The 23,209-nt window shown below is 70.1% G+C and carries 22 protein-coding genes; 19 read left to right on the plus strand and 3 right to left on the minus strand.

What is annotated here, in order from left to right; genetic code table 11:
• The first annotated feature begins 91 nt into the window (after positions 1-91).
• The 4 genes from mqnC to CP973_RS03020 all read left to right on the plus strand — a co-directional run bounded on the left by mqnC (position 92) and on the right by CP973_RS03020 (position 3,507).
• Positions 92-1,291 carry a cyclic dehypoxanthinyl futalosine synthase gene (gene mqnC, locus CP973_RS03005; protein WP_150237330.1) on the plus strand — a complete coding sequence of 400 codons (1,200 nt, stop codon included), beginning with the start codon at positions 92-94 and terminating at the stop codon, positions 1,289-1,291.
• Between the two features lie 33 nt (positions 1,292-1,324).
• Positions 1,325-1,864, plus strand: a complete 540-nt coding sequence (locus CP973_RS03010) for an amidohydrolase family protein (RefSeq protein WP_150237331.1) — start codon at positions 1,325-1,327, stop codon at positions 1,862-1,864.
• A gap of 112 nt (positions 1,865-1,976) precedes the next feature.
• Positions 1,977-2,582: a Uma2 family endonuclease gene (locus tag CP973_RS03015; RefSeq protein ID WP_053696317.1), complete on the plus strand. Its 606-nt coding sequence runs from the start codon at positions 1,977-1,979 to the stop codon at positions 2,580-2,582.
• Between the two features lie 226 nt (positions 2,583-2,808).
• On the plus strand, positions 2,809-3,507 hold the full coding sequence (locus CP973_RS03020) for a demethylmenaquinone methyltransferase (RefSeq protein WP_150237333.1): 699 nt from the start codon (positions 2,809-2,811) through the stop codon (positions 3,505-3,507).
• Between the two features lie 34 nt (positions 3,508-3,541).
• Here CP973_RS03020 and CP973_RS03025 read toward each other — a convergent pair whose 3' ends face one another.
• Positions 3,542-4,111 (minus strand): GNAT family N-acetyltransferase, encoded by a 570-nt coding sequence (locus CP973_RS03025; RefSeq protein ID WP_244409252.1) that lies wholly within the window; start codon positions 4,109-4,111, stop codon positions 3,542-3,544.
• 101 nt (positions 4,112-4,212) lie between these two features.
• On the opposite strand from CP973_RS03025, the gene CP973_RS03030 reads away from it, so the two are divergent.
• Together CP973_RS03030 and CP973_RS03040 are read left to right on the plus strand one after the other, a co-directional pair.
• A complete protein-coding gene (locus CP973_RS03030) occupies positions 4,213-5,532 on the plus strand; it encodes a geranylgeranyl reductase family protein (RefSeq protein ID WP_425281929.1) in 1,320 nt (439 codons plus the stop codon).
• A gap of 305 nt (positions 5,533-5,837) precedes the next feature.
• Positions 5,838-6,971 (plus strand): DUF418 domain-containing protein, encoded by a 1,134-nt coding sequence (locus CP973_RS03040; RefSeq protein ID WP_150237337.1) that lies wholly within the window; start codon positions 5,838-5,840, stop codon positions 6,969-6,971.
• A 103-nt stretch (positions 6,972-7,074) separates the two neighbouring features.
• Here CP973_RS03040 and CP973_RS03045 read toward each other — a convergent pair whose 3' ends face one another.
• Positions 7,075-7,800 carry an ATP nucleotide 3'-pyrophosphokinase gene (locus tag CP973_RS03045; protein WP_244409254.1) on the minus strand — a complete coding sequence of 242 codons (726 nt, stop codon included), beginning with the start codon at positions 7,798-7,800 and terminating at the stop codon, positions 7,075-7,077.
• 76 nt (positions 7,801-7,876) lie between these two features.
• Here CP973_RS03045 and CP973_RS39825 point away from each other — a divergent pair, with 76 nt between their 5' ends.
• Positions 7,877-8,338 carry a hypothetical protein gene (locus tag CP973_RS39825; RefSeq protein WP_167538258.1) on the plus strand — a complete coding sequence of 154 codons (462 nt, stop codon included), beginning with the start codon at positions 7,877-7,879 and terminating at the stop codon, positions 8,336-8,338.
• Between the two features lie 297 nt (positions 8,339-8,635).
• Here CP973_RS39825 and CP973_RS03050 read toward each other — a convergent pair whose 3' ends face one another.
• Complete coding sequence (locus CP973_RS03050) at positions 8,636-9,454, minus strand: C40 family peptidase (protein ID WP_150237339.1); 819 nt, start codon at positions 9,452-9,454, stop codon at positions 8,636-8,638.
• A 758-nt stretch (positions 9,455-10,212) separates the two neighbouring features.
• Between CP973_RS03050 and CP973_RS03055 the strand changes: the two genes are divergently transcribed.
• The 12 genes from CP973_RS03055 (at position 10,213) to nuoL (ending at position 23,207) form a co-directional block, all read left to right on the plus strand.
• A complete protein-coding gene (locus CP973_RS03055) occupies positions 10,213-10,572 on the plus strand; it encodes an NADH-quinone oxidoreductase subunit A (protein ID WP_030022241.1) in 360 nt (119 codons plus the stop codon).
• A 9-nt stretch (positions 10,573-10,581) separates the two neighbouring features.
• Complete coding sequence (locus tag CP973_RS03060) at positions 10,582-11,136, plus strand: NuoB/complex I 20 kDa subunit family protein (protein WP_003984245.1); 555 nt, start codon at positions 10,582-10,584, stop codon at positions 11,134-11,136.
• Between the two features lie 125 nt (positions 11,137-11,261).
• Positions 11,262-11,960, plus strand: a complete 699-nt coding sequence (locus tag CP973_RS03065; protein WP_150243066.1) for an NADH-quinone oxidoreductase subunit C — start codon at positions 11,262-11,264, stop codon at positions 11,958-11,960.
• Complete coding sequence (locus tag CP973_RS03070) at positions 11,960-13,282, plus strand: NADH-quinone oxidoreductase subunit D (protein WP_150237341.1); 1,323 nt, start codon at positions 11,960-11,962, stop codon at positions 13,280-13,282. The genes CP973_RS03065 and CP973_RS03070 overlap by 1 nt, the downstream gene beginning before the upstream one ends.
• 17 nt (positions 13,283-13,299) lie before the next feature.
• The gene (gene nuoE, locus CP973_RS03075) at positions 13,300-14,202 is read left to right on the plus strand and encodes an NADH-quinone oxidoreductase subunit NuoE (RefSeq protein ID WP_208853228.1); all 903 of its coding nucleotides are present in this window, start codon (positions 13,300-13,302) and stop codon (positions 14,200-14,202) included.
• Positions 14,202-15,557, plus strand: coding sequence for an NADH-quinone oxidoreductase subunit NuoF (nuoF, locus tag CP973_RS03080; protein ID WP_150237345.1), 1,356 nt, complete (start codon positions 14,202-14,204; stop codon positions 15,555-15,557). The genes nuoE and nuoF overlap by 1 nt, the downstream gene beginning before the upstream one ends.
• Positions 15,554-18,073: an NADH-quinone oxidoreductase subunit G gene (locus tag CP973_RS03085; RefSeq protein WP_150237347.1), complete on the plus strand. Its 2,520-nt coding sequence runs from the start codon at positions 15,554-15,556 to the stop codon at positions 18,071-18,073. The genes nuoF and CP973_RS03085 overlap by 4 nt, the downstream gene beginning before the upstream one ends.
• Entirely contained in the window at positions 18,070-19,449 is a 1,380-nt protein-coding gene (gene nuoH, locus CP973_RS03090; RefSeq protein WP_150237349.1) for an NADH-quinone oxidoreductase subunit NuoH, read from the plus strand. The genes CP973_RS03085 and nuoH overlap by 4 nt, the downstream gene beginning before the upstream one ends.
• Entirely contained in the window at positions 19,442-20,089 is a 648-nt protein-coding gene (gene nuoI / locus CP973_RS03095) for an NADH-quinone oxidoreductase subunit NuoI (protein WP_150237351.1), read from the plus strand. Before nuoH ends, nuoI begins: the two co-directional genes overlap by 8 nt.
• Positions 20,086-20,952, plus strand: a complete 867-nt coding sequence (locus CP973_RS03100) for an NADH-quinone oxidoreductase subunit J (protein ID WP_150237353.1) — start codon at positions 20,086-20,088, stop codon at positions 20,950-20,952. The genes nuoI and CP973_RS03100 overlap by 4 nt, the downstream gene beginning before the upstream one ends.
• Positions 20,949-21,248: an NADH-quinone oxidoreductase subunit NuoK gene (nuoK, locus tag CP973_RS03105; RefSeq protein ID WP_003983361.1), complete on the plus strand. Its 300-nt coding sequence runs from the start codon at positions 20,949-20,951 to the stop codon at positions 21,246-21,248. Before CP973_RS03100 ends, nuoK begins: the two co-directional genes overlap by 4 nt.
• A gap of 12 nt (positions 21,249-21,260) precedes the next feature.
• Positions 21,261-23,207, plus strand: coding sequence for an NADH-quinone oxidoreductase subunit L (nuoL, locus tag CP973_RS03110; RefSeq protein ID WP_150237355.1), 1,947 nt, complete (start codon positions 21,261-21,263; stop codon positions 23,205-23,207).
• The last annotated feature ends 2 nt before the right edge of the window (positions 23,208-23,209 follow it).

Consider the following 23,209-nt stretch of genomic DNA (forward strand, 5'->3'; position numbering starts at 1 on the left):
CCCGACCGGTCCGCGCCGCCCGCCGCGGGGGCTGTCGGACCGCTGGCGTACGCTGGTTCGGTCGTTATGCCCGCCTCCGAAGGGACGCCCGGTGACCGAGAACGCCGACCTTCAGTCCGTACTCGACCGTGCCGCGGAGGGCGGGCGGATCACGCCCGAGGAGGCGCTCGACCTGTACCGCTCCGCGCCGCTGCACGCGCTGGGCGCCGCCGCGGACGCCGTGCGCCGCCGCCGCTACGCGGGTACGGAGCACATCGCGACGTACATCATCGAGCGCAACATCAACTACACCAACGTGTGCGTGACGGCCTGCAAGTTCTGCGCGTTCTACGCCGCGCCCAAGGACACCGCCAAGGGCTGGACCCGCGACCTCGACGACATCCTGCGCCGCTGCGCGGAGACCGTCGAGCTGGGCGGCACCCAGATCATGTTCCAGGGCGGCCACCACCCGGACTACGGCGTCGAGTACTACGAAGAGCACTTCTCCGCGATCAAGAAGGCGTTCCCCCAGCTGGTCATCCACTCCCTCGGCGCCTCCGAGGTCGAGCACATGGCCCGCATCTCCAAGACCACCGTCGAGGACGCCATCCGCCGGATCCACGCCGCGGGCCTGGACTCCTTCGCGGGCGCCGGCGCCGAGCTGCTGCCGGAGCGCCCGCGCAAGGCCATCGCCCCGCTGAAGGAGTCCGGCGAGCGCTGGCTGGAGATCATGGAGACGGCGCACCGGCTCGGCGTCGAGTCCACCTCCACGATGCTCATGGGTACGGGCGAGACCAACGCCGAGCGCATCGAGCACCTGCGCATGATCCGTGACGTGCAGGACCGTACGGGCGGCTTCCGCGCCTTCATCCCGTACACGTACCAGCCCGAGAACAACCACCTCAAGGGCCGCACCCAGGCGACGATCTTCGAGTACCTGCGGATGATCGCGATCGCCCGGATCTTCCTGGACAACGTCGCCCACATCCAGGGCTCCTGGCTCACCACCGGCAAGGAGATCGGCCAGCTGTCGCTGCACTACGGCGCGGACGACCTCGGCTCGATCATGCTGGAGGAGAACGTGGTCTCCTCGGCCGGCGCCAAGCACCGCTCCAACCGCCAGGAGATCATCGAGCTGATCCGCAAGGCGGGCCGCGTCCCGGCGCAGCGCGCCACCACGTACGAGCACCTGGTCGTGCACGACGACCCGGCGAACGACCCGGTCGACGAGCGGGTGGCCTCGCACATCTCGTCCACGGCGATCGAGGGCGGCACGGCGCACCCCGAGCTGAAGCTCGTCGAGGCCAACTGAGCACGGCCCTCCGGCCCGCCCTGTGAGCCCCTCATGCTGACGATCCACCGCGTGCACGGTGTCCGCCGCGCCCCTGACGGCGCCGTGGACCCCGGGCACGCGGTCGTCGTCTCCGGGGACCGCATCGAGGCGATCGGCCCGTACGAGGAGCTGTACGAGCGGTACGGCGAGCGCGCCCGGGGCCGGGAGTGGGACGGCGTCCTGACCCCCGGCCGCCACGAACCGAACGGCGCGGCGCTCTTGGAGGCCGCCTACTACCCCGACCCCCAGGAAGCCGACGACCTGGGCACGGCCCCGCTGACGGGCGACGCGCTGACCGCCCTCGGCATGACCGGGACCCGCTGGGGCCAAAGCGCCCGCCGCGGCATCCAACGCCTTCTCGCCACCGGCACCACCTCGCTCACCGGCCCCTTCACCCACCCCGCGGTCCGCACGGCGGTGGCTCGCTCGGGGCTGCGCGAGCGGCCGGGGAGCCTGGCGACAGGCGCTCCGGCGGACTTCGCGGTGTTCGGGGAGAGTGGCGCCTGCCTGGTGACGGTCCTGGGCGGACGACTGGTCCACCGGGGACGCTGACCGTCCACACCGTCAACGCCGAGAAGCGCCCCCGTCACTTCGTGTGACGGTACTGTCGTATTCAGGACCGTGATCCACACTCGCGTCCACACTCGCGTCCATGGGAGCAGTGATGAGCACTGACCGGCGGCTGGAGAAGGCGACTCCGGAGACCTGGATGTTCCCGCCTGCCGACGGCTGGACGCACGAGCAGGTCAAGGAACTGGACCTCCCCTTCGACTGGGAACTCGTGGATGGAGTGATCGTGGCGCGGGGGCAGACGGTTCCTTGGCACAACCGGGTGCGCGACCGGCTTCTGCGGTCGCTGGAGGACGCGCAGTGCGAGCCGTACGAGGTTCTGGCCGAGCAGAGCGTCCGGCTCAACGAGCGCAACACCCCCAAGCCCGACGTGGTCGTCTTCGATGCTCACGGGCAAGATCTCTGGGAGCTGGAGTGCGTGCCCATCCAGTGGGTCGTTCTCGTGGTCGAAGTGGTGTCGGCCGGGTCGCAACAGGACGACCGGGTCCGCAAGCCGGCGCTGTTCGCGGCAGCGGGGGTGCCCTACTTCTGGCGAGTCGAGCAGGGTGCGGACAGAGTCCCTGTGGTGCACGAGTTCTGGCTTCATCGGGAGATGGGCACCTACATCCCGGCCCCGGAGCACCCTGTACACCGCGAAAAGCTGGAAACCCCGCACCCTTTCCCCAACAGCATCGACCTGGCGGGTCTCGTCCGCCGCTGACTCGTCAGCGACGCGTAAAGGCGCCCGTCTCTTCCGTCAGGACCCCGTCAACGCAACCGGAATCCCGGCTACCGCCCGGCAGGATCTTTCTCGCGGGGACGGCCGATTCGGCCGCTCACGATGCTTCGCACCTGACGCAGCACCGCTGGACCGCCCGGATGTTCTGAGGGGGGCATCGGGCCGTCCCCGTCCAAAGTCCTTCCGGGGCGTGAGGGACAATGGCCCGGTGACCCGAGCCTCTCTGGACAAGCAGCCGCAGGATGTCGCCGCGATGTTCGACGACGTGGCGGCGCGCTACGACCTGACCAACGATGTGCTGTCCCTCGGGCAGACGCGGCTGTGGCGCAAGGAGGTGGACCGGGCCGTGGCGGCGCGGCCCGCCGAGCGTGTGCTCGACCTCGCCGCCGGTACGGGCACCTCGTCGCTGCCCTTCACGCGCGCCGGCGCGTACGTCGTTCCCTGCGACTTCTCCGTCGGCATGCTGCGCGAGGGCAAGAAGCGCCACCCGTGGATGCCGTTCGTGGCCGGGGACGGCATGCGGCTGCCCTTCGCGGACGGTGTGTTCGACGCCGTCACGATCTCCTTCGGGCTGCGCAACGTGCAGGACACGGACGCCGCGCTGGCCGAGCTGTACCGGGTCACCAAGCCCGGCGGCCGGGTCGTCATCTGCGAGTTCAGCGAGCCGACGTGGGGGCCGTTCCGTACGGTCTACACGGAGTACCTGATGCGGGCGCTGCCGTCGGTGGCGCGCGCGGTGAGCAGCAACCCGGACGCGTACGTCTACCTCGCCGAGTCCATCCGCTCCTGGCCCAACCAGCCGGCGCTGGCCGCGCGCCTCCAGCGGGCGGGCTGGTCGGCGGTGGCCTGGCGCAACCTGACCGGTGGTGTGGTGGCGATGCACCGGGGGACGAAGCCGGAGGCGTGACGCCGGGGGCCGAGCTGCGGCCCCCGGCCCGCCCTCACCACTCCAGCCGGAAGCAGAATCCTTCCTGCCCGGCCGGCGTACGGAACGTCTCCGCGTGCCGCATGCCGAGCCGCCGCGTCACGGCGATGGACCGTTCGTTCCCGGACGCCACCATCGCCACCACGCTCCGTACGCCCGCGGCCCGTACCGCCTCCAGCGCGGCCCGGGCCGCCTGCGTCGCGTACCCCTTGCCCCAGTACGCCCGCCCCAGCCGCCAGCCGATCTCGATCTCGCCCACCGGGCCCCAGTCGCGCGGCCACGGCTGCGCGCCGGTGAAGCCCAGGACGGCGCCCGGCCCCTCCGCGCCCTCCTCCGTACCGACCATCGAATACAGGCAGAACCCGTGCTCCGCCTGGTGCCGCCGCTGCCGTGCGGTCAGTTCCTGGTAGACGGACAGCTCGGCGGGGGCGCCGCCGTGGAACTCCATCACATCCGGGTGCGCGAACACCCGGTGCCAGTGCAGCGCGTCCTCCTCGGACGGCACGCGGAGCGTGAAGCCCGCCCCGGACGGCGGCTGCGGCAGCGGTCGAGGTGCCGGAAACGGCTGTGCCTGCGGCTCGTGCATGGACCGACCAACCCTTCAGATCCTGATCACCGGTGTCCCCATAGACTGACGGGGCCCAGTGCCGGTCGGCACCCAGATATCGACTTCCGGGAGATCCCGCCGTGACCGAGTCCGCGACCGAGTCCGTGAGCGAGTCCGTGACCACCCCCCGCTCCGAGTACCGCGCGGATGTCATCGTCGTCGGCGCGGGTCCGGCCGGCTCGGCAACCGCGTACCACCTCGCCAAGTCCGGCCTGGACGTCCTGCTCCTGGAGAAGACCGCTTTCCCGCGCGAGAAGGTCTGCGGCGACGGCCTCACGCCCCGCGCCACCAAGCAGCTGATCGCCATGGGGATCGACATCTCCGAGGAGGCGGGCTGGCTGCGCAACAAGGGCCTGCGCATCATCGGCGGCGGCAACCGCCTCCAGCTCGACTGGCCCGACCTGGCCTCGTACCCGGACTACGGGCTGGTCCGCAAGCGCGACGACTTCGACGAGCAGCTCGCGCGCCAGGCGCAGAAGGCCGGCGCGCGCCTGTACGAGCGCTGCAATGTCGGTGCGCCGGTCGTCAACGACCTGACGGGGCGCATAGAGGGTGTGCACGCCAAGCTGGGCGAGGAGAAGACGCCGGTCACCTTCCACGCCCCGCTCGTGGTCGCCGCGGACGGCAACTCCACCCGCCTCTCGCTGGCGATGGGCCTGCACCGCCGCGAGGACCGCCCGATGGGCGTCGCGGTCCGTACGTACTTCACCTCGCCCCGGCACGACGACGACTACCTGGAGTCCTGGCTGGAGCTGTGGGACCGCCGCGGCGCGCAGGACCGGCTGCTGCCCGGCTACGGCTGGATCTTCGGCATGGGCGACGGTACGAGCAACGTCGGCCTCGGCGTCCTGAACACGTCCGCCTCCTTCAAGGAGCTGGACTGGCGCGAGATCCTCAAGGCGTGGTGCGCCTCCATGCCCGCCGACTGGGGCTACACCCCGGAGAACATGACCGGCCCGATCCGCGGTGCCGCCCTCCCCATGGCCTTCAACCGCCAGCCGCACTACACGAAGGGGCTGCTGCTCGTCGGTGACGCGGGCGGCCTGGTCAACCCGTTCAACGGCGAGGGCATCGCCTACGCCATGGAGTCCGGCGCGATCGCCGCCGAGGTCATCGTCCAGGCGCACGCCCGCGCCACGTACGCGCAGCGCGAGCTGGCCCTCCAGCGCTACCCGAAGATCCTCAAGGACACCTACGGCGGCTACTACTCCCTCGGCCGCGCCTTCGTGAAGCTCATCGGCAACCCCAAGATCATGAAGATCGCCACCCAGCGCGGCCTGACCCACCCCATGCTGATGCGCTTCACCCTCAAGATGCTCGCCAACCTCACCGACCCCACGGGCGGCGACGCGATGGACCGCATCATCAACGGGCTGAGCAAGGTGGCACCGAAGGCGTAGGGCTCCGCTCGTGGTGGGGGCGGGTACGCGTACCCGCCCTCGGACGGTGCTCCCGGAACACCCCTGTGTCTACATCCTCCAGGTGACCGCCTGGCAGGAGCGCCCTTGCCGTCGCTGCATCGAAGGATGTAGCCGGTCGTCCCCGCTTCTCGTCGCCGCGGACGAAGAAGTGGGCTGCGCGTGCCCCGACGATGGTGGGGAAGCTGGCACCGGTGGTGGGAGACGGCGTGGCGGAGACGGAGACGGTGAGGGGCGCGGCGGGGGCTCGGGTGGCTCCCGCGGGTGATGGGGGCCGGGCGGCGCGGTTGCCCTTGCTGGACGTGCTGCGGGGTGTCGCGATTCTCGGGACGCTGATGACCAACGTCTGGCTCTTCGCGGCGCCCGGCGCGGAAGCGGGCGTGCTGAAGGGCAGCGCCGCCATGTGGACGTTCGATGCGTCGTGGTCGGGGGTGGCGGAGGGGACCTTCCGGTTCCTCGCGGACGGCAAGTTCCTGTCGATGCTGACGATTCTGTTCGGCGTCGGCCTCGCCATCCAGTTCCAATCCGCCGCCAAGCGCGGCCGCACGTGGCCCGGCCGCTACAAGTGGCGGGCGCTGTTCCTCTTCGTCGAGGGCACCGTCCACTTCGTCTTCGTCTTCGCGTGGGACGTGCTGATGGGGTATGCGGTCGTCGCGCTCCTGGTCGCCTGGCAGCTGACGCGTACGGCACGTACGCAGCGGGTGCTGATGGGGGCGGCGGCGGCCGTGCACGTGGCGGTGCTGGCGCTGCTGACGGCCGCCGCGCTCGGCAGCGCCTCCGGGCAGGGAAGCAGCGGTGGCGGGGCGGGGGCCGAGGCCGTCGCACTGTATGCCGAGGGCAGCTATCCGGAGCAGATCGCGTTCCGCCTGCACAACGCGATCGGCCTGCGTATCGAGCCCGTCATCTCGTTCGCCCTGCTGGTCTTCCTCTTCCACCTCGGCGTACGGCTGTTCCGCGCGGGCGCCTTCGCCCCGGACGCGAACGGACGGCGCATCCGACGGCGGATGTGCGTCTGGGGTCTGGGCCTCGGCCTACCGCTCAACGCCCTTACAGCGGCGGGTGGTTCGGACTTCTACATGCTGGGCCGGTACGGTGCGGCCCCCGTCGTCGCGATCGGCTACATGGGCCTCATCGGCCTGATCGTCGACCGTGTACGCCGGCCCGGCCCGCTCACCGCGGGGCTCAGCGCGGTCGGCCGCACGGCGCTGTCCTGCTACGTGTTCCAGAACGTGCTGTGCATGCTGGCCTGTTACGGCATCGGCCTCGGTCTGGCCGCGCGCTGGGCGGACCACGGGCCGTGGTGGGTGATGGGTCTGTGGGCGGTGGTGTGCGTGGTGCTGTTCACCGGGGCCCGGCTATGGCTGCGGCACTTCGAGCATGGACCGCTTGAGACCGTACAGAAGCGGCTGCTCCGGGCCTGAGGTGGCGTCACGCCGTTGCTCACCGGGTCGCGAATACCGCGACCCGGTGAGCAACGGCGGCGAAATGGCCGTCTCTTTGGGCAGGGATTCAGGGCGGCTGTGCTTACCGCGTGGTCACGCCCGGCCGTTCCATCGCCCGCCGCCGCGGCGCGTTGAGCAATTGGGCCCCGGCGGGGCACGGCACCGAGGCGTAATTGCGGTTCATCTGGGTCTGGAGCTGGGCCCGGCGGCTGCCGCTCGTTTTCGGGTGGTGCGCCTCTTCGTACAGCTTCGAGCTCCGTTTCTGGGCGGCCTGGCTCTCCGGTGTGTGGAACTGGAGCTCGTACGGGTGGCCCGAATCGTTCGCCCGCCAGGCGGTGTTGATTCCCTTGTATCCCCGCGGGCGGGCCCACGTGTTGGACCAGCGGAGATTCGCGTTCTTCCACTTGGCCAGCAGACCGGTGGTGTCCTTGACGCCTTTGACGTACGAGGCGTCCGGCCACTGGAGGATGTAGCGCACCGAGTTGTAAATCTTGTCCAGGGCCTCGTCCACCGTCTCGGTGGGGTTGTTCTGCATATCGCGGGCGACCGAGCGCTTGACGGATTCCGGGGACCGCTTGCGCTCGTCGAAACCGACCACGGTGGCCTTGGTCTTACGGGCGATGCTGCGGACCTGGGGGGTGATGGTGTGTTCGGCCTTCTTGGCGCGGGCGAGGAAGACATTGACCTTGCGGAGGTCGGCCGCGTCGATGGAGAGCCCTTGCCAGCTCCAGCCGTGGTCCTTCTTGAGCTGCTTCTTCTTGGCCGGCGGCTTCGGGGCGGGCGGCTTTTGGGCGGGCGGCTTCTGCACCGGGGGCTTCTTGGCGGGGGGCCGCTGAGCGGACGGCTTCGGCAAAGACGGCTTCTTGGCGGCGGGATCTTTGGGCGTGGAGTGGCACGGGGGGCAGCCTGCCGGCTTCCTGGCCGTCTGCTTCTTGGGGCGGGGCTTCCGCACGGTCTGCTTCTTGGGCCGCGGCTTTCTCGGGGTCTGCTTCTTGGCGGCGGGCTTCCTCGTACCGGGATCTTTGGGCGTGGAGTGGCACGGCGGACAGCCTGCCGGCTTCCTGGCCGTCTGCTTCTTGGGGCGGGGCTTCCGCACGGTCTGCTTCTTGGGCCGCGGCTTTCTCGGGGTCTGCTTCTTCGCGGCGGGCTCCTTCGCGGCGGGCTTCTTCGCCGCGGGCTTTTTCTTTGCCGGCCTGTCGGCGGACGGTGTGGGGCAGCTATCGGCGGACTTCTGTCTGCCCTTGGTCTGGGAACAGGGGAGCTCGGTGGCGTGCACCGGCCCAAGACTGAGGGCGGAGGCAAGAGCGGTCGCCGTCACCGACCAGGTGACGGCCCGAAAAGTATGAGCACGGTGGATTCTCATGTAAGCAAACGCTTCCTCTCGTTCAGCCGCCGTAGATGCCGCGGAAAAAGGGTGTCGGCATTACGGGGCGGAAGGGATGAGTACGGCGAGAGGTACAACTGGTACAGAGCCGTTACGGTAGTTGTGCCGAACGGGCGTCGCTTACTCGAATGGACGATGCGGCCGCAACCGATCGCCCGTCATCAAAAAGGACGTTTCAGCCATTTGCTGGCGCAATGCACGAGGGCCGTCGTTCCCGAGCGGCGGGAACGACGGCCCTCGGCCGTGTGCGTGGGGCGTCCTACAGAACGCGGACCGCGCCGGTCGGCTGGCTGTAGCTGAGCGGCTTCTCCACGATGCCGGTGCTGGAGTTCTGGGCACCGATGAAGTTGCCGTTACCGACGTAGACGGCCACGTGGTACGCGCTGCCCGCGCTGCCCCAGTAGAGGATGTCCCCGACCTGGAGGTTGCTCATGCTGACCTGGGTGCCGGCCGTGGACTGCGGCTGCGAGGTGCGCGGCAGGTCGATGCCGATGGTCCGGTACGCGGCCTGGACCAGGCTGGAGCAGTCGTACGCGGACGGGCCGGAGGCGCCCAGCACGTAGGACTTGCCGATCTGCGCGCGCAGGAAGCTGACCAGGGAGGCGGTGCTGCCGGTCGCGCCGGTGACGGGGGAGTCGTCGGCCGGGGCGGACAGGGCGCGCAGCGACGTGCGTTCGGAGGAGCGGGAGGCGCGCTCCTGGGCGGCCTTCTCCTCCTTGGCCTTACGGGCCTCCTCGGCCTTCTTCTCGGCCTCGGCCTTCCGGTCGGCCTCCGCCTTCGCCTTGGCGGCGGCCTCGGTGGCCTGGGTGGTGGCGGTGTCCTGCGCGGCCTGCAGCTCGTAGTCGAGTGCCATCTGCTGGGCGGTGTCCGCGCTCTTGGCCAGGCTGGTGCTGAGTGCCGAGGTGATGGTCGGCATTTCCTGGGTCTCGGAGACGGGCTTCTCCGCGGCGCCGGCCGGCATGCTCGCGCCGGTCACCGCCAGGGTGATGATGCCACCGGTGACCCCTGCGCGCAGTGCCCGCGAGGACGCGGAACGGCGGGGCTTCCGGTGGCTGGGTATGGCTGCGTTCGGGGACATGGCACCACGGCTATCAGGAGCCACAGGTTGCTGCCAACAAAGGTGGTGTGCACCACACTTGACGCGTACACGGTGAATAAAAGGGACTAATCGCCGGTCGCGCGGCGGGCGGTGGCCTGTCCGGATTTCGTGATCATGTTCCTGTGCACGGCATTTACGGGCCGAAGCGGGCCCTGGGCGCACTTACCACCAACTGATCCGCCGCGCCAAGGCTTCCCGAAGGTCAAGCGTTCAAGACTGCGAGCCGCGTGGGATAGCTCACTCGTGAGTGCCCGTTATGTTCCCGTGATGCCCCTGGGGCGGGTGTGCTCGTGAACGCGGGCACGTACCGATGATCACGGGACGGTCACGACGGTCTCAGGGTGGTCACGGTGAGGCGGGCGGAGCCGTCCGGCCCAGCACCCGGCGGCGCGCTAGCAGTTGGCGGCGTCCAGCGCCAATTTGCTTGCATCCCGTACCTCTTGATAGAGGCCACCCCTCGCTGACCAGGGATTACGCCGCGAAAAATCACCTCCAGTGATCATCCGCGCGCTTCCCGTACGAAGATCGACGCTCATCGGACAGGATGACCGGCCGTCAGGTGGTGGAGATCACAAAGGCGTTGTCGCACCCCGTGTCGCAGATCACAGACCAGCGGGCATAAGATGCAGGCGGTTCGGGCTTGTGAACTGCCTCACATAGGCGCGATCTTCGTGGGGCGGTGCGCGAGGCCGGGCGGACCGCCATCCAGTCATCGTCGACTGAAGGGAGCGAGGACGGTGAACGCTTACGCGCCCATCCTCGTACTGGGAGCCCTCGGGGCAGGCTTTGCGATCTTCTCTGTCGTGATGGCCACGCTCGTCGGGCCCAAGCGCTACAACCGGGCGAAGCTAGAGGCGTACGAATGCGGAATCGAGCCGACGCCGCAGCCGGCCGGCGGCGGTCGATTTCCGATCAAGTACTACCTGACGGCCATGCTCTTCATCATTTTCGACATCGAGATCGTCTTCCTTTACCCCTGGGCCGTCACCTTTGACGCGCTCGGGCTTTTCGGGCTCGTGGAGATGCTCCTCTTCGCGCTCACCGTCTTCGTCGCCTACGCCTACGTATGGCGTCGGGGCGGCCTGGAATGGGATTAGGAGCCATCAATGGGACTTGAAGAGAAACTGCCCAGCGGCTTTCTGCTCTCCACCGTCGAGCAGGCCGCGGGATGGGTGCGCAAGTCGTCGGTCTTCCCCGCCACCTTCGGCCTCGCCTGCTGCGCCATCGAGATGATGACGACCGGTGCCGGCCGCTACGACCTCGCCCGCTTCGGCATGGAGGTCTTCCGCGGCTCGCCGCGCCAGGCGGACCTGATGATCGTGGCCGGCCGGGTGAGCCAGAAGATGGCGCCCGTGCTGCGGCAGGTCTACGACCAGATGCCGAACCCGAAATGGGTCATCTCGATGGGCGTGTGCGCCTCGTCGGGCGGCATGTTCAACAACTACGCGATCGTCCAGGGCGTCGACCACATCGTCCCGGTGGACATCTACCTGCCCGGCTGCCCGCCGCGTCCCGAAATGCTGATGGACGCCATCCTCAAGCTGCACCAGAAGATCCAGAGCTCCAAGCTCGGCGTCAACCAGCGGCAGGCGGCCCGCGAGGCGGAGGAAGCGGCGCTCAAGGCGCTCCCGACGATCGAGATGAAGGGGCTGCTGCGGTGAGCGACGGCACCAAGGGCACCGGCGGCCCCGAGGGAACCGGCGGCAGCGGTGGCACCAACGGCACTGGCGGTGTCAACGCGCCCGGCGGAACCAAGGGGCCCAACGGGGTCAACCCGGACCAGGACCTGAACGCGCAGAACCTCCCCGGCCAGCGCGGCGACCACGGCGAGGTCATCGACACCCGCCGCGGCATGTTCGGCGCCGGCGACGGCGGCGACACCTCCGGCTACGGCGGGCTCGTACGGTCCGTACGGATGCCGGGCGCCACGTCCCGCCCGTACGGCGGCTGGTTCGACGAGGTCGCGGACGAACTCGAAGGCGCGCTGGAGGAACAGGGACTGGTCCCCGAGAACGTCATCGAGAAGACGGTCGTGGACCGCGGCGAGCTGACCTTCCACATCGAGCGGGAGTACCTGCCGGTGGTCGCCAGGACCCTGCGCGACGACCCGGCGCTGCGCTTCGAGCTGTGCACCGGCGTCAGCGGCGTGCACTTCCCCGGCGACAAGGGCCGCGAGCTGCACGCCGTCTACCACCTGCGCTCGATCACCCACAACCGGCTGATCCGCCTGGAGGTGTCGGCCCCGGACGCCGACCCGCACGTGCCGTCCATCGTCGCGGTCTACCCGACCAACGACTGGCACGAGCGCGAGGCGTACGACTTCTTCGGCCTGGTCTTCGACGGCCACCCGGCGCTCACCCGGATCATGATGCCGGACGACTGGCAGGGCTTCCCGCAGCGCAAGGACTACCCGCTCGGCGGCATTCCCGTCGAGTACAAGGGCGCCCAGATCCCGGCTCCCGACCAGCGGAGGTCGTACACCTGATGTCCACCAGCCATGCGACCCCTCGGGAGACCACCGAGGGCACCGTCTACACGGTCACCGGCGGCGACTGGGACGAGATCGCGGCCGCCGCGGCCCGTACGGACGACGAGCGGATCGTCGTCAACATGGGCCCCCAGCACCCCTCCACCCACGGCGTGCTGCGGCTGATCCTGGAGATCGACGGGGAGACCGTCACCGAGGCCCGCTGCGGCATCGGCTACCTGCACACGGGCATCGAGAAGAACCTCGAATTCCGCACGTGGACGCAGGGCACCACCTTCGTCACCCGGATGGATTACCTGACGCCGTTCTTCAACGAGACGGCGTACTGCCTGGCCGTGGAGAAGCTGCTCGGCATCACCGACGAGGTGCCGGACCGGGCGTCCGTCATCCGCGTGATGCTGATGGAGCTGAACCGGCTCTCCTCCCACCTGGTGGCCATCGCCACCGGCGGCATGGAGCTGGGCGCCACCACGATCATGATCTACGGGTTCCGGGACCGGGAGCTGATCCTGGACATCTACGAGCTGATCACCGGGCTGCGGATGAACCACGCGTACATCCGGCCCGGCGGGCTCGCCCAGGACCTGCCGCCGGGAGCGGTCGACCAGGTGCGCGAATTCGTGAAGAAGATGCGCAAGAACCTGCCCGAATACGACAAGCTCGCCACCGGCAACCCGGTCTTCAAGGGCCGGATGCAGGACATCGGCTACCTGGACCTGGCCGGCTGTCTGGCCACCGGCGCCACCGGACCGGTGCTGCGCTCCGCCGGGCTCCCGCACGACCTGCGCAAGACCCAGCCGTACTGCGGATACGAGCACTACGACTTCGAGGTGCCGACCGCCGACACCTGCGACGCCTACGGGCGCTTCCTGATCCGCCTGGAGGAGATGCGCCAGTCGCTGCGCATCGTCGAACAGTGCCTGGACCGGCTCGCGCCGGGGCCGGTGATGGTCGCCGACAAGAAGATCGCCTGGCCCGCCCAGCTGGCGCTCGGTCCCGACGGGCTGGGCAACTCGCTCGACCACATCAAGAAGATCATGGGAACCTCGATGGAGGCCCTGATCCACCACTTCAAGCTGGTGACGGAGGGTTTCCGGGTGCCGCCGGGCCAGGCGTACGCGGCCGTGGAGTCCGCCAAGGGCGAGCTGGGCGTGCACGCCGTCAGCGACGGCGGGACCCGCCCGTACCGGGTGCACTTCCGCGACCCGTCCTTCACCAACCTCCAGGCCATGGCGGCGATGTGCGAGGGCGGCCAGGTGGCCGACGTCATCGTCGCCGTCGCGTCCATCGACCCCGTGATGGGAGGCGTCGACCGGTGACAGACGTCAGCTTGGGGATGCCGCAGCTCCCCGCCCCCGACTATCCGGCCGAGGTCAGGGCCCGGCTCGAAGCGGACGCCAAGGAGGTGATCGCCCGCTACCCCGGCTCGCGGTCCGCGCTGCTGCCGCTGCTGCACCTCGTCCAGGCCGAGGAGGGGCACGTCACCCGTACGGGCATCCGCTTCTGCGCGGAGCTGCTGGACCTGACCACGGCCGAGGTCACCGCGGTCGCCACCTTCTACTCCATGTACCGGCGCGGGCCGAGCGGGGACTACCAGGTGGGGGTGTGCACCAACACCCTGTGCGCGGTCATGGGCGGCGACGCGATCTTCGAGACGCTCCAGAAGCACCTGGGCGTGGGCAACGGCGGGACCACCGAGGACGGCAAGGTCACGCTGGAGCACATCGAGTGCAACGCGGCCTGCGACTTCGCGCCGGTCGTGATGGTCAACTGGGAGTTCTTCGACAACCAGACGCCGGAGAGCGCGAAGCGGCTGGTGGACGACCTGCGGGCGGGGCGGACCGTCGAGCCGACCCGGGGCGCGCCGCTGTGCACGTACAAGGAAACGGCCCGCATCCTCGCCGGGTTCCCTGATCCGCGCCCCGGCGCGGTCGAGGCCACCGGCGGGGCCGGGCCCGCGTCGCTGGTGGGGCTGCGGCTGGCCAAGGGCGAGGCCGTACCGGGCGCGGGGTCCGCCGACCATGTCGTACCGCAGCGGGGCGCGGTGCCGGCCGAGGGCGAGGGCGAGGCCGCCGGGCGGGCGCCGGGCGAGGCACCGGCCACCCACCCCAGCTCGCACGACGCGCCCCGCGAGACCTCGGCCAGCGATCCTGCCCACCCGTCTCCCGCCGCCCCGGACGGAGGGGCTTCGCCCCGCGGTGACAGTGCATCAGGCCCGACCGCCGAGGAGGGGGAGTGATGACCGTGGCCGCCGAGGTCAGCAAGGCCAACCCGGAGAAGCTGCTGGCGCCCGTGCTGTCCGCCTTCTGGGACCAGCCCGGGTCCTGGACGCTGGAGACCTATCTGCGGCACGAGGGCTACGAGGGCATGCGCAAGGCCCTCGCGATGCCGCCGGACGACGTGATCGCCTACGTCAAGGACGCGGGCCTGCGCGGGCGCGGCGGGGCCGGCTTCCCCACCGGGATGAAGTGGCAGTTCATCCCGCAGGGCGACGGCAAGCCGCACTACCTCGTCGTCAACGCCGACGAGTCCGAGCCGGGCACCTGCAAGGACATCCCGCTGCTCTTCGCCAATCCGCACTCCCTGATCGAGGGCATCGTCATCGCGTGTCACGCGATCCGGTCGAACCAGGCCTTCATCTACCTGCGCGGTGAAGTCGTGCCCGTCCTGCGGCGGTTGCACGAGGCCGTCCGGGAGGCATACGACGCGGGCTACCTCGGCCGCGACATCCTCGGCTCGGGCCTGGACCTGGACGTCGTCGTGCACGCGGGCGCGGGCGCGTACATCTGCGGCGAGGAGACCGCGCTGCTGGACTCCCTGGAGGGCCGTCGCGGACAGCCCCGGCTGCGTCCTCCCTTCCCGGCGGTGGCGGGCCTGTACGCCTGCCCCACCGTCGTGAACAACGTCGAGTCCATCGCCTCGGTTCCCGCCATCATGAACAAGGGCAAGGAGTGGTTCCGCTCGATGGGCAGCGAGAAGTCCCCGGGCTTCACGCTGTACTCGCTCAGCGGCCACGTCGCCAACCCCGGCCAGTACGAGGGCCCGCTGGGCATCACGCTGCGCCAGCTGCTCGACATGAGCGGCGGTATGCGCCCCGGCCACCGGCTGAAGTTCTGGACGCCCGGCGGCTCCTCCACGCCGATGTTCACCGACGAGCACCTGGACGTGCCGCTGGACTACGAGAACGTCGGCGCCGCGGGCTCGATGCTCGGCACCAAGGCGCTCCAGTGCTTCGACGAGACCACCTGCGTCGTACGGGCCGTGACCCGCTGGACCGAGTTCTACGCGCACGAGTCCTGCGGCAAGTGCACGCCCTGCCGTGAGGGCACCTACTGGCTCGTCCAGTTGCTGCGCGACATCGAGGCCGGCCAGGGCCGCATGAGCGACCTGGACAAGCTGGGCGACATCGCCGACAACATCAACGGCAAGTCCTTCTGCGCGCTCGGTGACGGCGCCGCGTCCCCGATCTTCTCCTCGCTGAAGTACTTCCGCGCGGAGTACGAGCAGCACATCACCGGCAAGGGCTGCCCCTTCGACCCCGCCAAGTCGACCGCCTGGGCCGACACCGACGCTCACCTGGGGGTGAACGCATGACGGTCACCAGCGACGCCCCCGCCGGGGGCGGCGAGGCGGCCATCCCGCCCGAAGACCTGGTCACGCTGACGATCGACGGCATCGAGATCTCCGTCCCCAAGGGGACGCTGGTCATCCGGGCCGCCGAACTCCTCGGCATCGAGATCCCGCGCTTTTGCGACCACCCGCTGCTGGACCCGGCCGGCGCCTGCCGCCAGTGCATCGTGGAGGTGGAGGGCCAGCGCAAGCCGATGGCCTCCTGCACCATCACCTGCACCGACGGCATGGTGGTCAAGTCGCAGCTCACCTCCCCGGTCGCGGAGAAGGCGCAGCGCGGCGTGATGGAGCTGCTGCTGATCAACCACCCGCTGGACTGCCCGGTCTGCGACAAGGGCGGCGAGTGCCCGCTGCAGAACCAGGCCATGTCCGCCGGGCAGGCCGACACCCGCTTCGAGGGGAAGAAGCGCACCTTCGCCAAGCCGGTGCCGATCTCGAAGCAGGTGCTGCTGGACCGCGAGCGGTGCGTGCTGTGCGCCCGCTGCACCCGCTTCTCCCACCAGATCGCCGGCGACCCGATGATCGAACTGATCGAGCGGGGCGCGCTCCAGCAGGTCGGTACGGGCGAGGGCGACCCGTTCGAGTCGTACTTCTCCGGCAACACCATCCAGATCTGCCCGGTCGGCGCGCTCACCTCGGCCGCCTACCGCTTCCGGTCGCGCCCCTTCGACCTGGTCTCCTCGCCGGGCACCTGCGAGCACTGCGCGGGCGGCTGCGCGATCCGTACGGACCACCGGCGCGGCAAGGTCATGCGGCGGCTGGCCGCGGAGGACCCCGAGGTCAACGAGGAGTGGATCTGCGACAAGGGGCGCTTCGCCTTCCGGTACGCGCAGCAGCGCGACCGGCTGGAGCACCCGTTGGTGCGGGACGCCGAGACCGGCGAACTGATCAGGGCGAGCTGGCCGGAGGCCCTGGAGGCGGCGGCGCGCGGGCTGGGCGCCGCCAAGGGCCGTACGGGCGTGCTGACCGGCGGCCGGCTGACCGTCGAGGACGCGTACGCCTACGCCAAGTTCGCGCGGGTCGCCCTGGACACGAACGACATCGACTTCCGGGCGCGCGCGCACAGCGCGGAGGAGGCCGACTTCCTGGCGGCGCGGGTCGCCGGGCGGGGGCGGGACCTGGGCGGCGCGTCCCTCACGTACGCGGACCTGGAGAAGGCACCGGCCGTCCTGCTCGCCGGGATCGAGGCGGAGGAGGAGGCGCCCGGCGTCTTCCTGCGGCTGCGCAAGGCGTACCGCAAGCACGGGCAGCGCACCTTCGGGCTCGCCTCCCACGCGACGCGCGGGCTGGTCAAGGCGGGCGGCACGCTGCTGCCCGCCGCGCCCGGCACGGAGACGGAGTGGCTGGACGCGCTGGCCGGTGGCGTCGGACTGGAGGGCGCGGGGCGGACTGCCGCCGAGGCGCTGCGCGCCGACGGCTCGGTGATCGTGGTGGGCGAGCGGCTGGCGGTGGTGCCGGGCGCGCTGACGGCGGCGATCCGGGCCGCCACCGCCACCGGCGCCCGGCTCGTATGGATTCCGCGGCGGGCCGGTGAGCGGGGCGCCCTGGAGGCGGGCGCGCTGCCGGGGCTGCTGCCGGGCGGGCGCCCGGCCACCGACCCGCGGGCCCGCGAGGAGGTCGCCGCCGCCTGGGGCGTCGCCGACCTGCCGCAGCGGCACGGCCGGGACACCGGCCAGATCGTCGCGGCGGCGGCCGCCGGGGAGCTGAGCGCCCTGCTGGTGGCGGGCGTCGATCCGGCGGACCTGCCGGACCCGGCGCGGGCCCTGGAGGCGCTGGACTCGGTGGGCTTCCTGGTGAGTCTGGAGCAGCGGTCCTCGGCCGTCACGGAGCGGGCGGACGTGGTCCTTCCGGTCGCGGCGGTCGTGGAGAAGTCCGGCACGTTCCTCAACTGGGAGGGCCGCGCCCGGCCGTTCGAGGCCGCTCTCAAGCCCGACCAGATGACGCGCCGGCACCTGCTGCCGGACGCCCGGGTGCTGCACATGCTCGCCGACGCCATGGACGTCCACCTGGCGCTGCCCGACGTACGGGCCGTGCGCAGGGAGCTGACCGCGCTGGGGACATGGGACGGCACGTACGCGTCCGATCCCCTGGAGCCAGGGCGTGCGCTGCCCCGCCCGGAGCCCGGCGAGGCCGTGCTGGCCGGCCACAAACTGCTCCTCGACAAGGGGCGGATGCAGGAGGGCGACGAGGCGCTGGCCGGCACGCGGCACGCGGCCGTGGCCCGGATGTCGCAGGCCACCGCCGAGGAGACCGGCGTCAAGGACGGTGACCTGCTGGCGGTCACCGGGCCCCGCGGGTCCGTACGGCTGCCGCTGGCGGTCACGCAGATGCCCGACCGGGTGGTGTGGCTACCGCTGAACTCGGTGGGCGGCGGGGCCGTCGCCGACACGGGCGCACGGCCCGGGGAGTTGGTCAAGGTCGCGGCCGTGGCCGGGGCGGCTTCCGGCACGTCCGGCCCGGTCGAGGAGGTGGACGCATGACGCGGGAACTGGCCCTGACCGGCCTGCCGCTGGCCCAGGAAGACCTGTCGATGTTCGGCCGCGACCCGTGGTGGCTGATCGTGATCAAGGCGGTCTTCTGCTTCGCGTTCCTGATGCTGACCGTGCTGTTCTCCATCGTCTGGGAGCGCAAGGTCGTCGCCTGGATGCAGCTGCGCATCGGGCCCAACCGGCACGGCCCCTGGGGCATGCTCCAGTCCCTCGCGGACGGCATCAAGCTGATGCTCAAGGAGGACCTGGTCGTCAAGCGGGCCGACAAGGCGGTGTACGTGCTCGCGCCGGTCGTGGCGGCCGTACCGGCCTTCATGGCCGTCGCGGTGATCCCCTTCGGCCCGGCCGGCAACGAGATCTCGGTCTTCGGGCACCGTACGGCGATGCAGCTGACCGACCTGCCGATCGGCGTGCTGTACATCCTCGCCACCGCCTCCGTCGGCATCTACGGCATCGTGCTGGCGGGCTGGTCCTCCGGCTCGACGTACCCGCTGCTCGGCGGCCTGCGCTCGTGCGCGCAGATGGTCTCCTACGAGATCGCGATGGGCCTGTCCTTCGCGTCGGTCTTCCTGTACTCCGGGTCGATGTCGACGTCCACGATCGTGGAGTCCCAGCAGGACAAGTGGTACGTCCTGCTGCTCCCGGTCTCCTTCATCATCTACATCGTCGCCATGGTGGGCGAGACCAACCGCGCGCCGTTCGACATGCCGGAGTCCGAGGGCGACCTGGTCGGCGGCTTCAACACCGAGTACTCGTCCATCAAGTTCGCGATGTTCATGCTCGCCGAGTACATCAACATGGTGACCGTCTCGTCGGTCGCGGTGACGCTCTTCCTGGGCGGCTGGAAGGCTCCGTACCCGGTCAGCAGCTTCTGGGAAGGCGCCAACCACGGCTGGTGGCCGCTGCTGTGGTTCGTCATCAAGGTGCAGCTGCTGCTGTTCTTCTTCATCTGGCTGCGCGGCACGCTGCCGCGCGTGCGCTACGACCAGTTCATGAAGCTGGGCTGGAAGGTCCTCATCCCGGTCTCACTGGTGTGGCTGATGCTGGTCGCGACCGTACGGGCCCTGCGGAACGAGGGCTACGACTTCCAGCGGATCGTGATGTACGTGGCCGGCGCGGCCATCGCCGTGCTGCTGATCTCGCTCGTCGCGGACTTCTTCCGGCGGGGCGAGAAGGAGGAGCCGGCCGAGGAGCCGGCCTTCGACCCGATGGCGGGCGGCTTCCCCGTACCACCGCTGCCCGGACAGACCCTGCCACCGGTGCCACGGCGGCGGCCGCGCCGGGAGCGCGAGCTGATTGTCAGTGGCGGGGTGGACACTGTCGGTGACCGAACTGATACGGACGGAAAGGGGGGCGACGGTGCCTGACTTCCAGAACCCGGTGGCCGGCTTCGGCGTGACCTTCAAGGCCATGTTCAAGAAGCGGCTGACCGAGCAGTATCCGGAGGAGAAGAAACCGACGGCGCCGCGCTTCCACGGCCGCCACCAGCTCAACCGGCATCCGGACGGGCTGGAGAAGTGCGTCGGCTGCGAGCTGTGCGCCTGGGCCTGCCCGGCCGACGCGATCTACGTCGAGGGCGCCGACAACACCGACGAGGAGCGCTACAGCCCCGGCGAGCGCTACGGCCGCGTCTACCAGATCAACTACCTGCGCTGCATCCTGTGCGGCCTGTGCGTCGAGGCCTGCCCCACCCGCGCGCTGACCATGACCAACGAGTACGAACTCGCCGACCGGTCCCGCGAATCGCTCATCTACACCAAGGAGGAGCTGCTCGCGGGGCTGGAGGACACCATGGTCGACACCCCGCACGCGATCTATCCGGGGATGACGGAGAAGGACTACTACCGCGGCCTGGTGACCGAGGCCGCGCCCGGGACGGTGCGGCAGGTGGCCGTGTCCAAGGGCGAGACGGCCGAGGGCGAGGGCGGCGCGGACACCGCGGCGCCGCAGGAGGCCGCGGCCACCTTCGGGCCCGACGAGCCCGCCGCGCGGGAGGTGACCCAGTGACGACGACCTCCCTGGCCGCCGACGCGTCCACCGGCGAGGCGGTGCAGTTCTGGATCCTCGGCACGGTCGCCGTGCTCGGCGCGCTGAGCACGATCCTGCTGAAGCGCGCCGTGCACAGTGCCCTGGCACTGGCCGGCACCATGATCATCCTGGCGGTGTTCTACCTCGCCAACGGCGCCTACTTCCTGGGCATCGTGCAGATCGTCGTCTACACGGGCGCGATCATGATGCTGTTCCTCTTCGTCGTCATGCTGGTCGGCGTCACCGCGGCGGACTCCCTCAAGGAGACGCTCAAGGGCCAGCGCTGGCTGGCCGCCGCCTGCGGCCTCGGCTTCGGCATCCTGCTCATCGCCGGCATCGGCCACGCCTCGCTGCGGCACTTCAACGGCCTCGGCGAGGCCAACGCCGGAGGCAACGTCCAGGGCCTGGCGGCGCTGATCTTCACCAAGTACGTCTTCGCCTTCGAGGTCACCGGCGCGCTGCTGATCACGGCGGCGGTCGGCGCGATGGTCCTGACGCACCGGGAGCGCACGGAGCGCGCCAGGACGCAGCGCGAGCTGTCCGAACAGCGCATCAAGGACGGCGAGCAGGCCCACCCGTCGCCCGACCACCACCCCTCAGCGGCAGGCTCCGCCTGGCCCCTTCCCACTCCGGCTCCCGCCCCGGGTGTCTACGCCCGCCACAACGCCGTGGACGTCCCCGGCCTGCTCCCCGACGGCACCCCGTCCGAGCTGACCGTCAACCCGACGCTGCGCGGGCGCGGCCAGATCAGGGACGTCTCCGGTGAGTCGCTGGCCGAGCTGAAGGCGCTGGAGCAGCGGTCCGAAGAGTGGCTGGGCCGCAGCGAGGAGGCGAAGCGATGAACCCGGTCAACTACCTCTACCTCGCCGCCCTGTTGTTCACCATCGGCGCGGCCGGGGTGCTGATCAGGCGGAACGCCATCGTGGTGTTCATGTGCATCGAGCTGATGCTGAACGCCTGCAACCTCGCCTTCGTGGCCTTCTCGCGGATGCACGGAAACCTGGACGGACAGATCATTGCGTTCTTCACGATGGTCGTCGCCGCGGCCGAGGTCGTGGTGGGCCTGGCGATCATCGTGTCCATCTTCCGCACCCGCCACACGGCCTCGGTCGACGACGCCAGCCTGATGAAGCTGTAAGGGGTCGTAAACGTGGAGAACCTGATCGCCCTGCTCGTCGCGGCCCCCCTGGCCGGCGCGGCCCTGCTGCTGTGCGGCGGCCGGAGACTGGACCGGGCGGGCCACTGGATCGGCACGCTGCTCGCGCTGGCGTCCTTCGCCCTGGCCGTCCCGCTGTTCACGGAGCTGCTGGGCCGCGACCCCGAGCAGCGCACGCTGCACCAGCACCTGTTCAGCTGGATCCCGGTGGGCGGCTTCCGGGCCGACGTGGCCTTCCAGCTCGACCAGCTGTCCATGACGTTCGTCCTGCTGATCACCGGTGTCGGATCGCTGATCCACATCTACTCGGTCGGCTACATGGAGCACGACGAGCGGCGCCGCCGCTTCTTCGGCTACCTCAACCTGTTCCTCGCGGCCATGCTGCTGCTCGTCCTCGCCGACAACTACCTGCTGCTGTACGTCGGCTGGGAGGGCGTCGGCCTGGCCTCGTACCTCCTCATCGGCTTCTGGCAGCACAAGCCCAGCGCGGCCACGGCCGCGAAGAAGGCGTTCCTGGTCAACCGCGTCGGCGACCTGGGCCTGTCCATCGCGATCATGCTGATGTTCACGACGTTCGGGACCTTCGCGTTCGGGCCGGTGCTGGGCGCGGTGGGGGAGACCTCCGAGGGCAAGCTCACCGCCGTCGGCCTGATGCTGCTGCTCGCCGCCTGCGGCAAGTCGGCGCAGGTCCCGCTCCAGTCCTGGCTCGGTGACGCGATGGAGGGCCCGACCCCGGTCTCGGCCCTGATCCACGCGGCGACGATGGTGACCGCCGGCGTCTACCTGATCACCCGCTCCGGCGCGATCTTCAACGGCGCGCCGGACGCGCAGACCGCCGTCGTGGTGGTCGGCGCGGTGACCCTGCTGTTCGGTGCGATCGTCGGTTGCGCGAAGGACGACATCAAGAAGGCCCTGGCGGGCTCGACGATGTCGCAGATCGGCTACATGATCCTGGCCGCCGGCCTCGGCCCGGTCGGCTACGCCTTCGCGATCATGCACCTGGTCACCCACGGCTTCTTCAAGGCCGGTCTCTTCCTCGGTGCCGGTTCGGTGATGCACGGGATGAACGACGAGGTGGACATGCGCCGCTACGGCGGCCTGCGCAAGTACATGCCCGTCACGTTCATCACCTTCGGCCTCGGCTATCTGGCCATCATCGGCTTCCCCGGACTGTCCGGCTTCTTCTCCAAGGACAAGATCATCGAGGCGGCGTTCGCCAAGGGCGGCACGGAGGGCTGGATCCTCGGCGGCGCGGCCCTCCTGGGCGCCGCGATCACCGCGTTCTACATGACGCGGGTGATGCTGATGACGTTCTTCGGCGAGGAGCGCTGGCGCAAGGCACCGACCCCGTCGCCCGCCGAGCCGTCCGTGGAGCCCGCGGCCGAGACCCGGGGCGAGTACACCCCGCCGCACCCGCACGAGTCGCCGAAGTCCATGACGATCCCGATGATCCTGCTGGCCGTCGGATCGGTGGCGGCGGGCGGTCTGTTCAGCATCAACGAGGCGTTCGTGAAGTGGCTGGAGCCGGTCACCTCCTTCGACCACGGGCACCCGCCGATCGGCGCCTCGGCGATCACCACCGCCACGATCGTGGTGATGGTCCTCGGTGTCGCGCTCGCCTACCTCCAGTACGGGCGCAAGCCGGTCCCGGCCGTCGCCCCGCGCGGCTCGCTGCTCACCCGGGCGGCCCGCCGCGACCTCCTCCAGGACGACTTCAACCACGTCGTCCTGGTGCGCGGCGGCGGCGAACTGACCCGCGCCCTGGTCCGGCTGGACCACTCCGTGGTGGACGGCGCGGTCCGCGGCACGGCGGCGTCGATGGGCGGCCTCTCCGGCCGGCTGCGCCAGGTGCAGAACGGCTTCGCCCGCTCCTACGCCGTACAGATGTTGGGCGGTGCGGCCGTGCTGATCGCCGCGACCCTGCTGATGAGGGGTGTCTGAGC

This window comes from Streptomyces albofaciens JCM 4342 (assembly GCF_008634025.1).
Classification (GTDB): domain Bacteria; phylum Actinomycetota; class Actinomycetes; order Streptomycetales; family Streptomycetaceae; genus Streptomyces; species Streptomyces albofaciens.

What these genes read in the sequence shown, in the direction of transcription:
- CP973_RS03050 (WP_150237339.1), bottom strand. Translation starts at nt 9,454, where the DNA reads ATGTCCCCGAACGCAGCCATACCCAGCCACCGGAAGCCCCGCCGTTCC.
- CP973_RS03085 (WP_150237347.1), top strand. Translation starts at nt 15,554, where the DNA reads ATGACGGTCACCAGCGACGCCCCCGCCGGGGGCGGCGAGGCGGCCATC.
- nuoK (WP_003983361.1), top strand. Translation starts at nt 20,949, where the DNA reads ATGAACCCGGTCAACTACCTCTACCTCGCCGCCCTGTTGTTCACCATC.
- nuoH (WP_150237349.1), top strand. Translation starts at nt 18,070, where the DNA reads ATGACGCGGGAACTGGCCCTGACCGGCCTGCCGCTGGCCCAGGAAGAC.
- CP973_RS03070 (WP_150237341.1), top strand. Translation starts at nt 11,960, where the DNA reads ATGTCCACCAGCCATGCGACCCCTCGGGAGACCACCGAGGGCACCGTC.
- nuoE (WP_208853228.1), top strand. Translation starts at nt 13,300, where the DNA reads ATGCCGCAGCTCCCCGCCCCCGACTATCCGGCCGAGGTCAGGGCCCGG.
- CP973_RS03015 (WP_053696317.1), top strand. Translation starts at nt 1,977, where the DNA reads ATGAGCACTGACCGGCGGCTGGAGAAGGCGACTCCGGAGACCTGGATG.
- CP973_RS03060 (WP_003984245.1), top strand. Translation starts at nt 10,582, where the DNA reads ATGGGACTTGAAGAGAAACTGCCCAGCGGCTTTCTGCTCTCCACCGTC.
- nuoF (WP_150237345.1), top strand. Translation starts at nt 14,202, where the DNA reads ATGACCGTGGCCGCCGAGGTCAGCAAGGCCAACCCGGAGAAGCTGCTG.
- CP973_RS03025 (WP_244409252.1), bottom strand. Translation starts at nt 4,111, where the DNA reads ATGCACGAGCCGCAGGCACAGCCGTTTCCGGCACCTCGACCGCTGCCG.
- CP973_RS03010 (WP_150237331.1), top strand. Translation starts at nt 1,325, where the DNA reads ATGCTGACGATCCACCGCGTGCACGGTGTCCGCCGCGCCCCTGACGGC.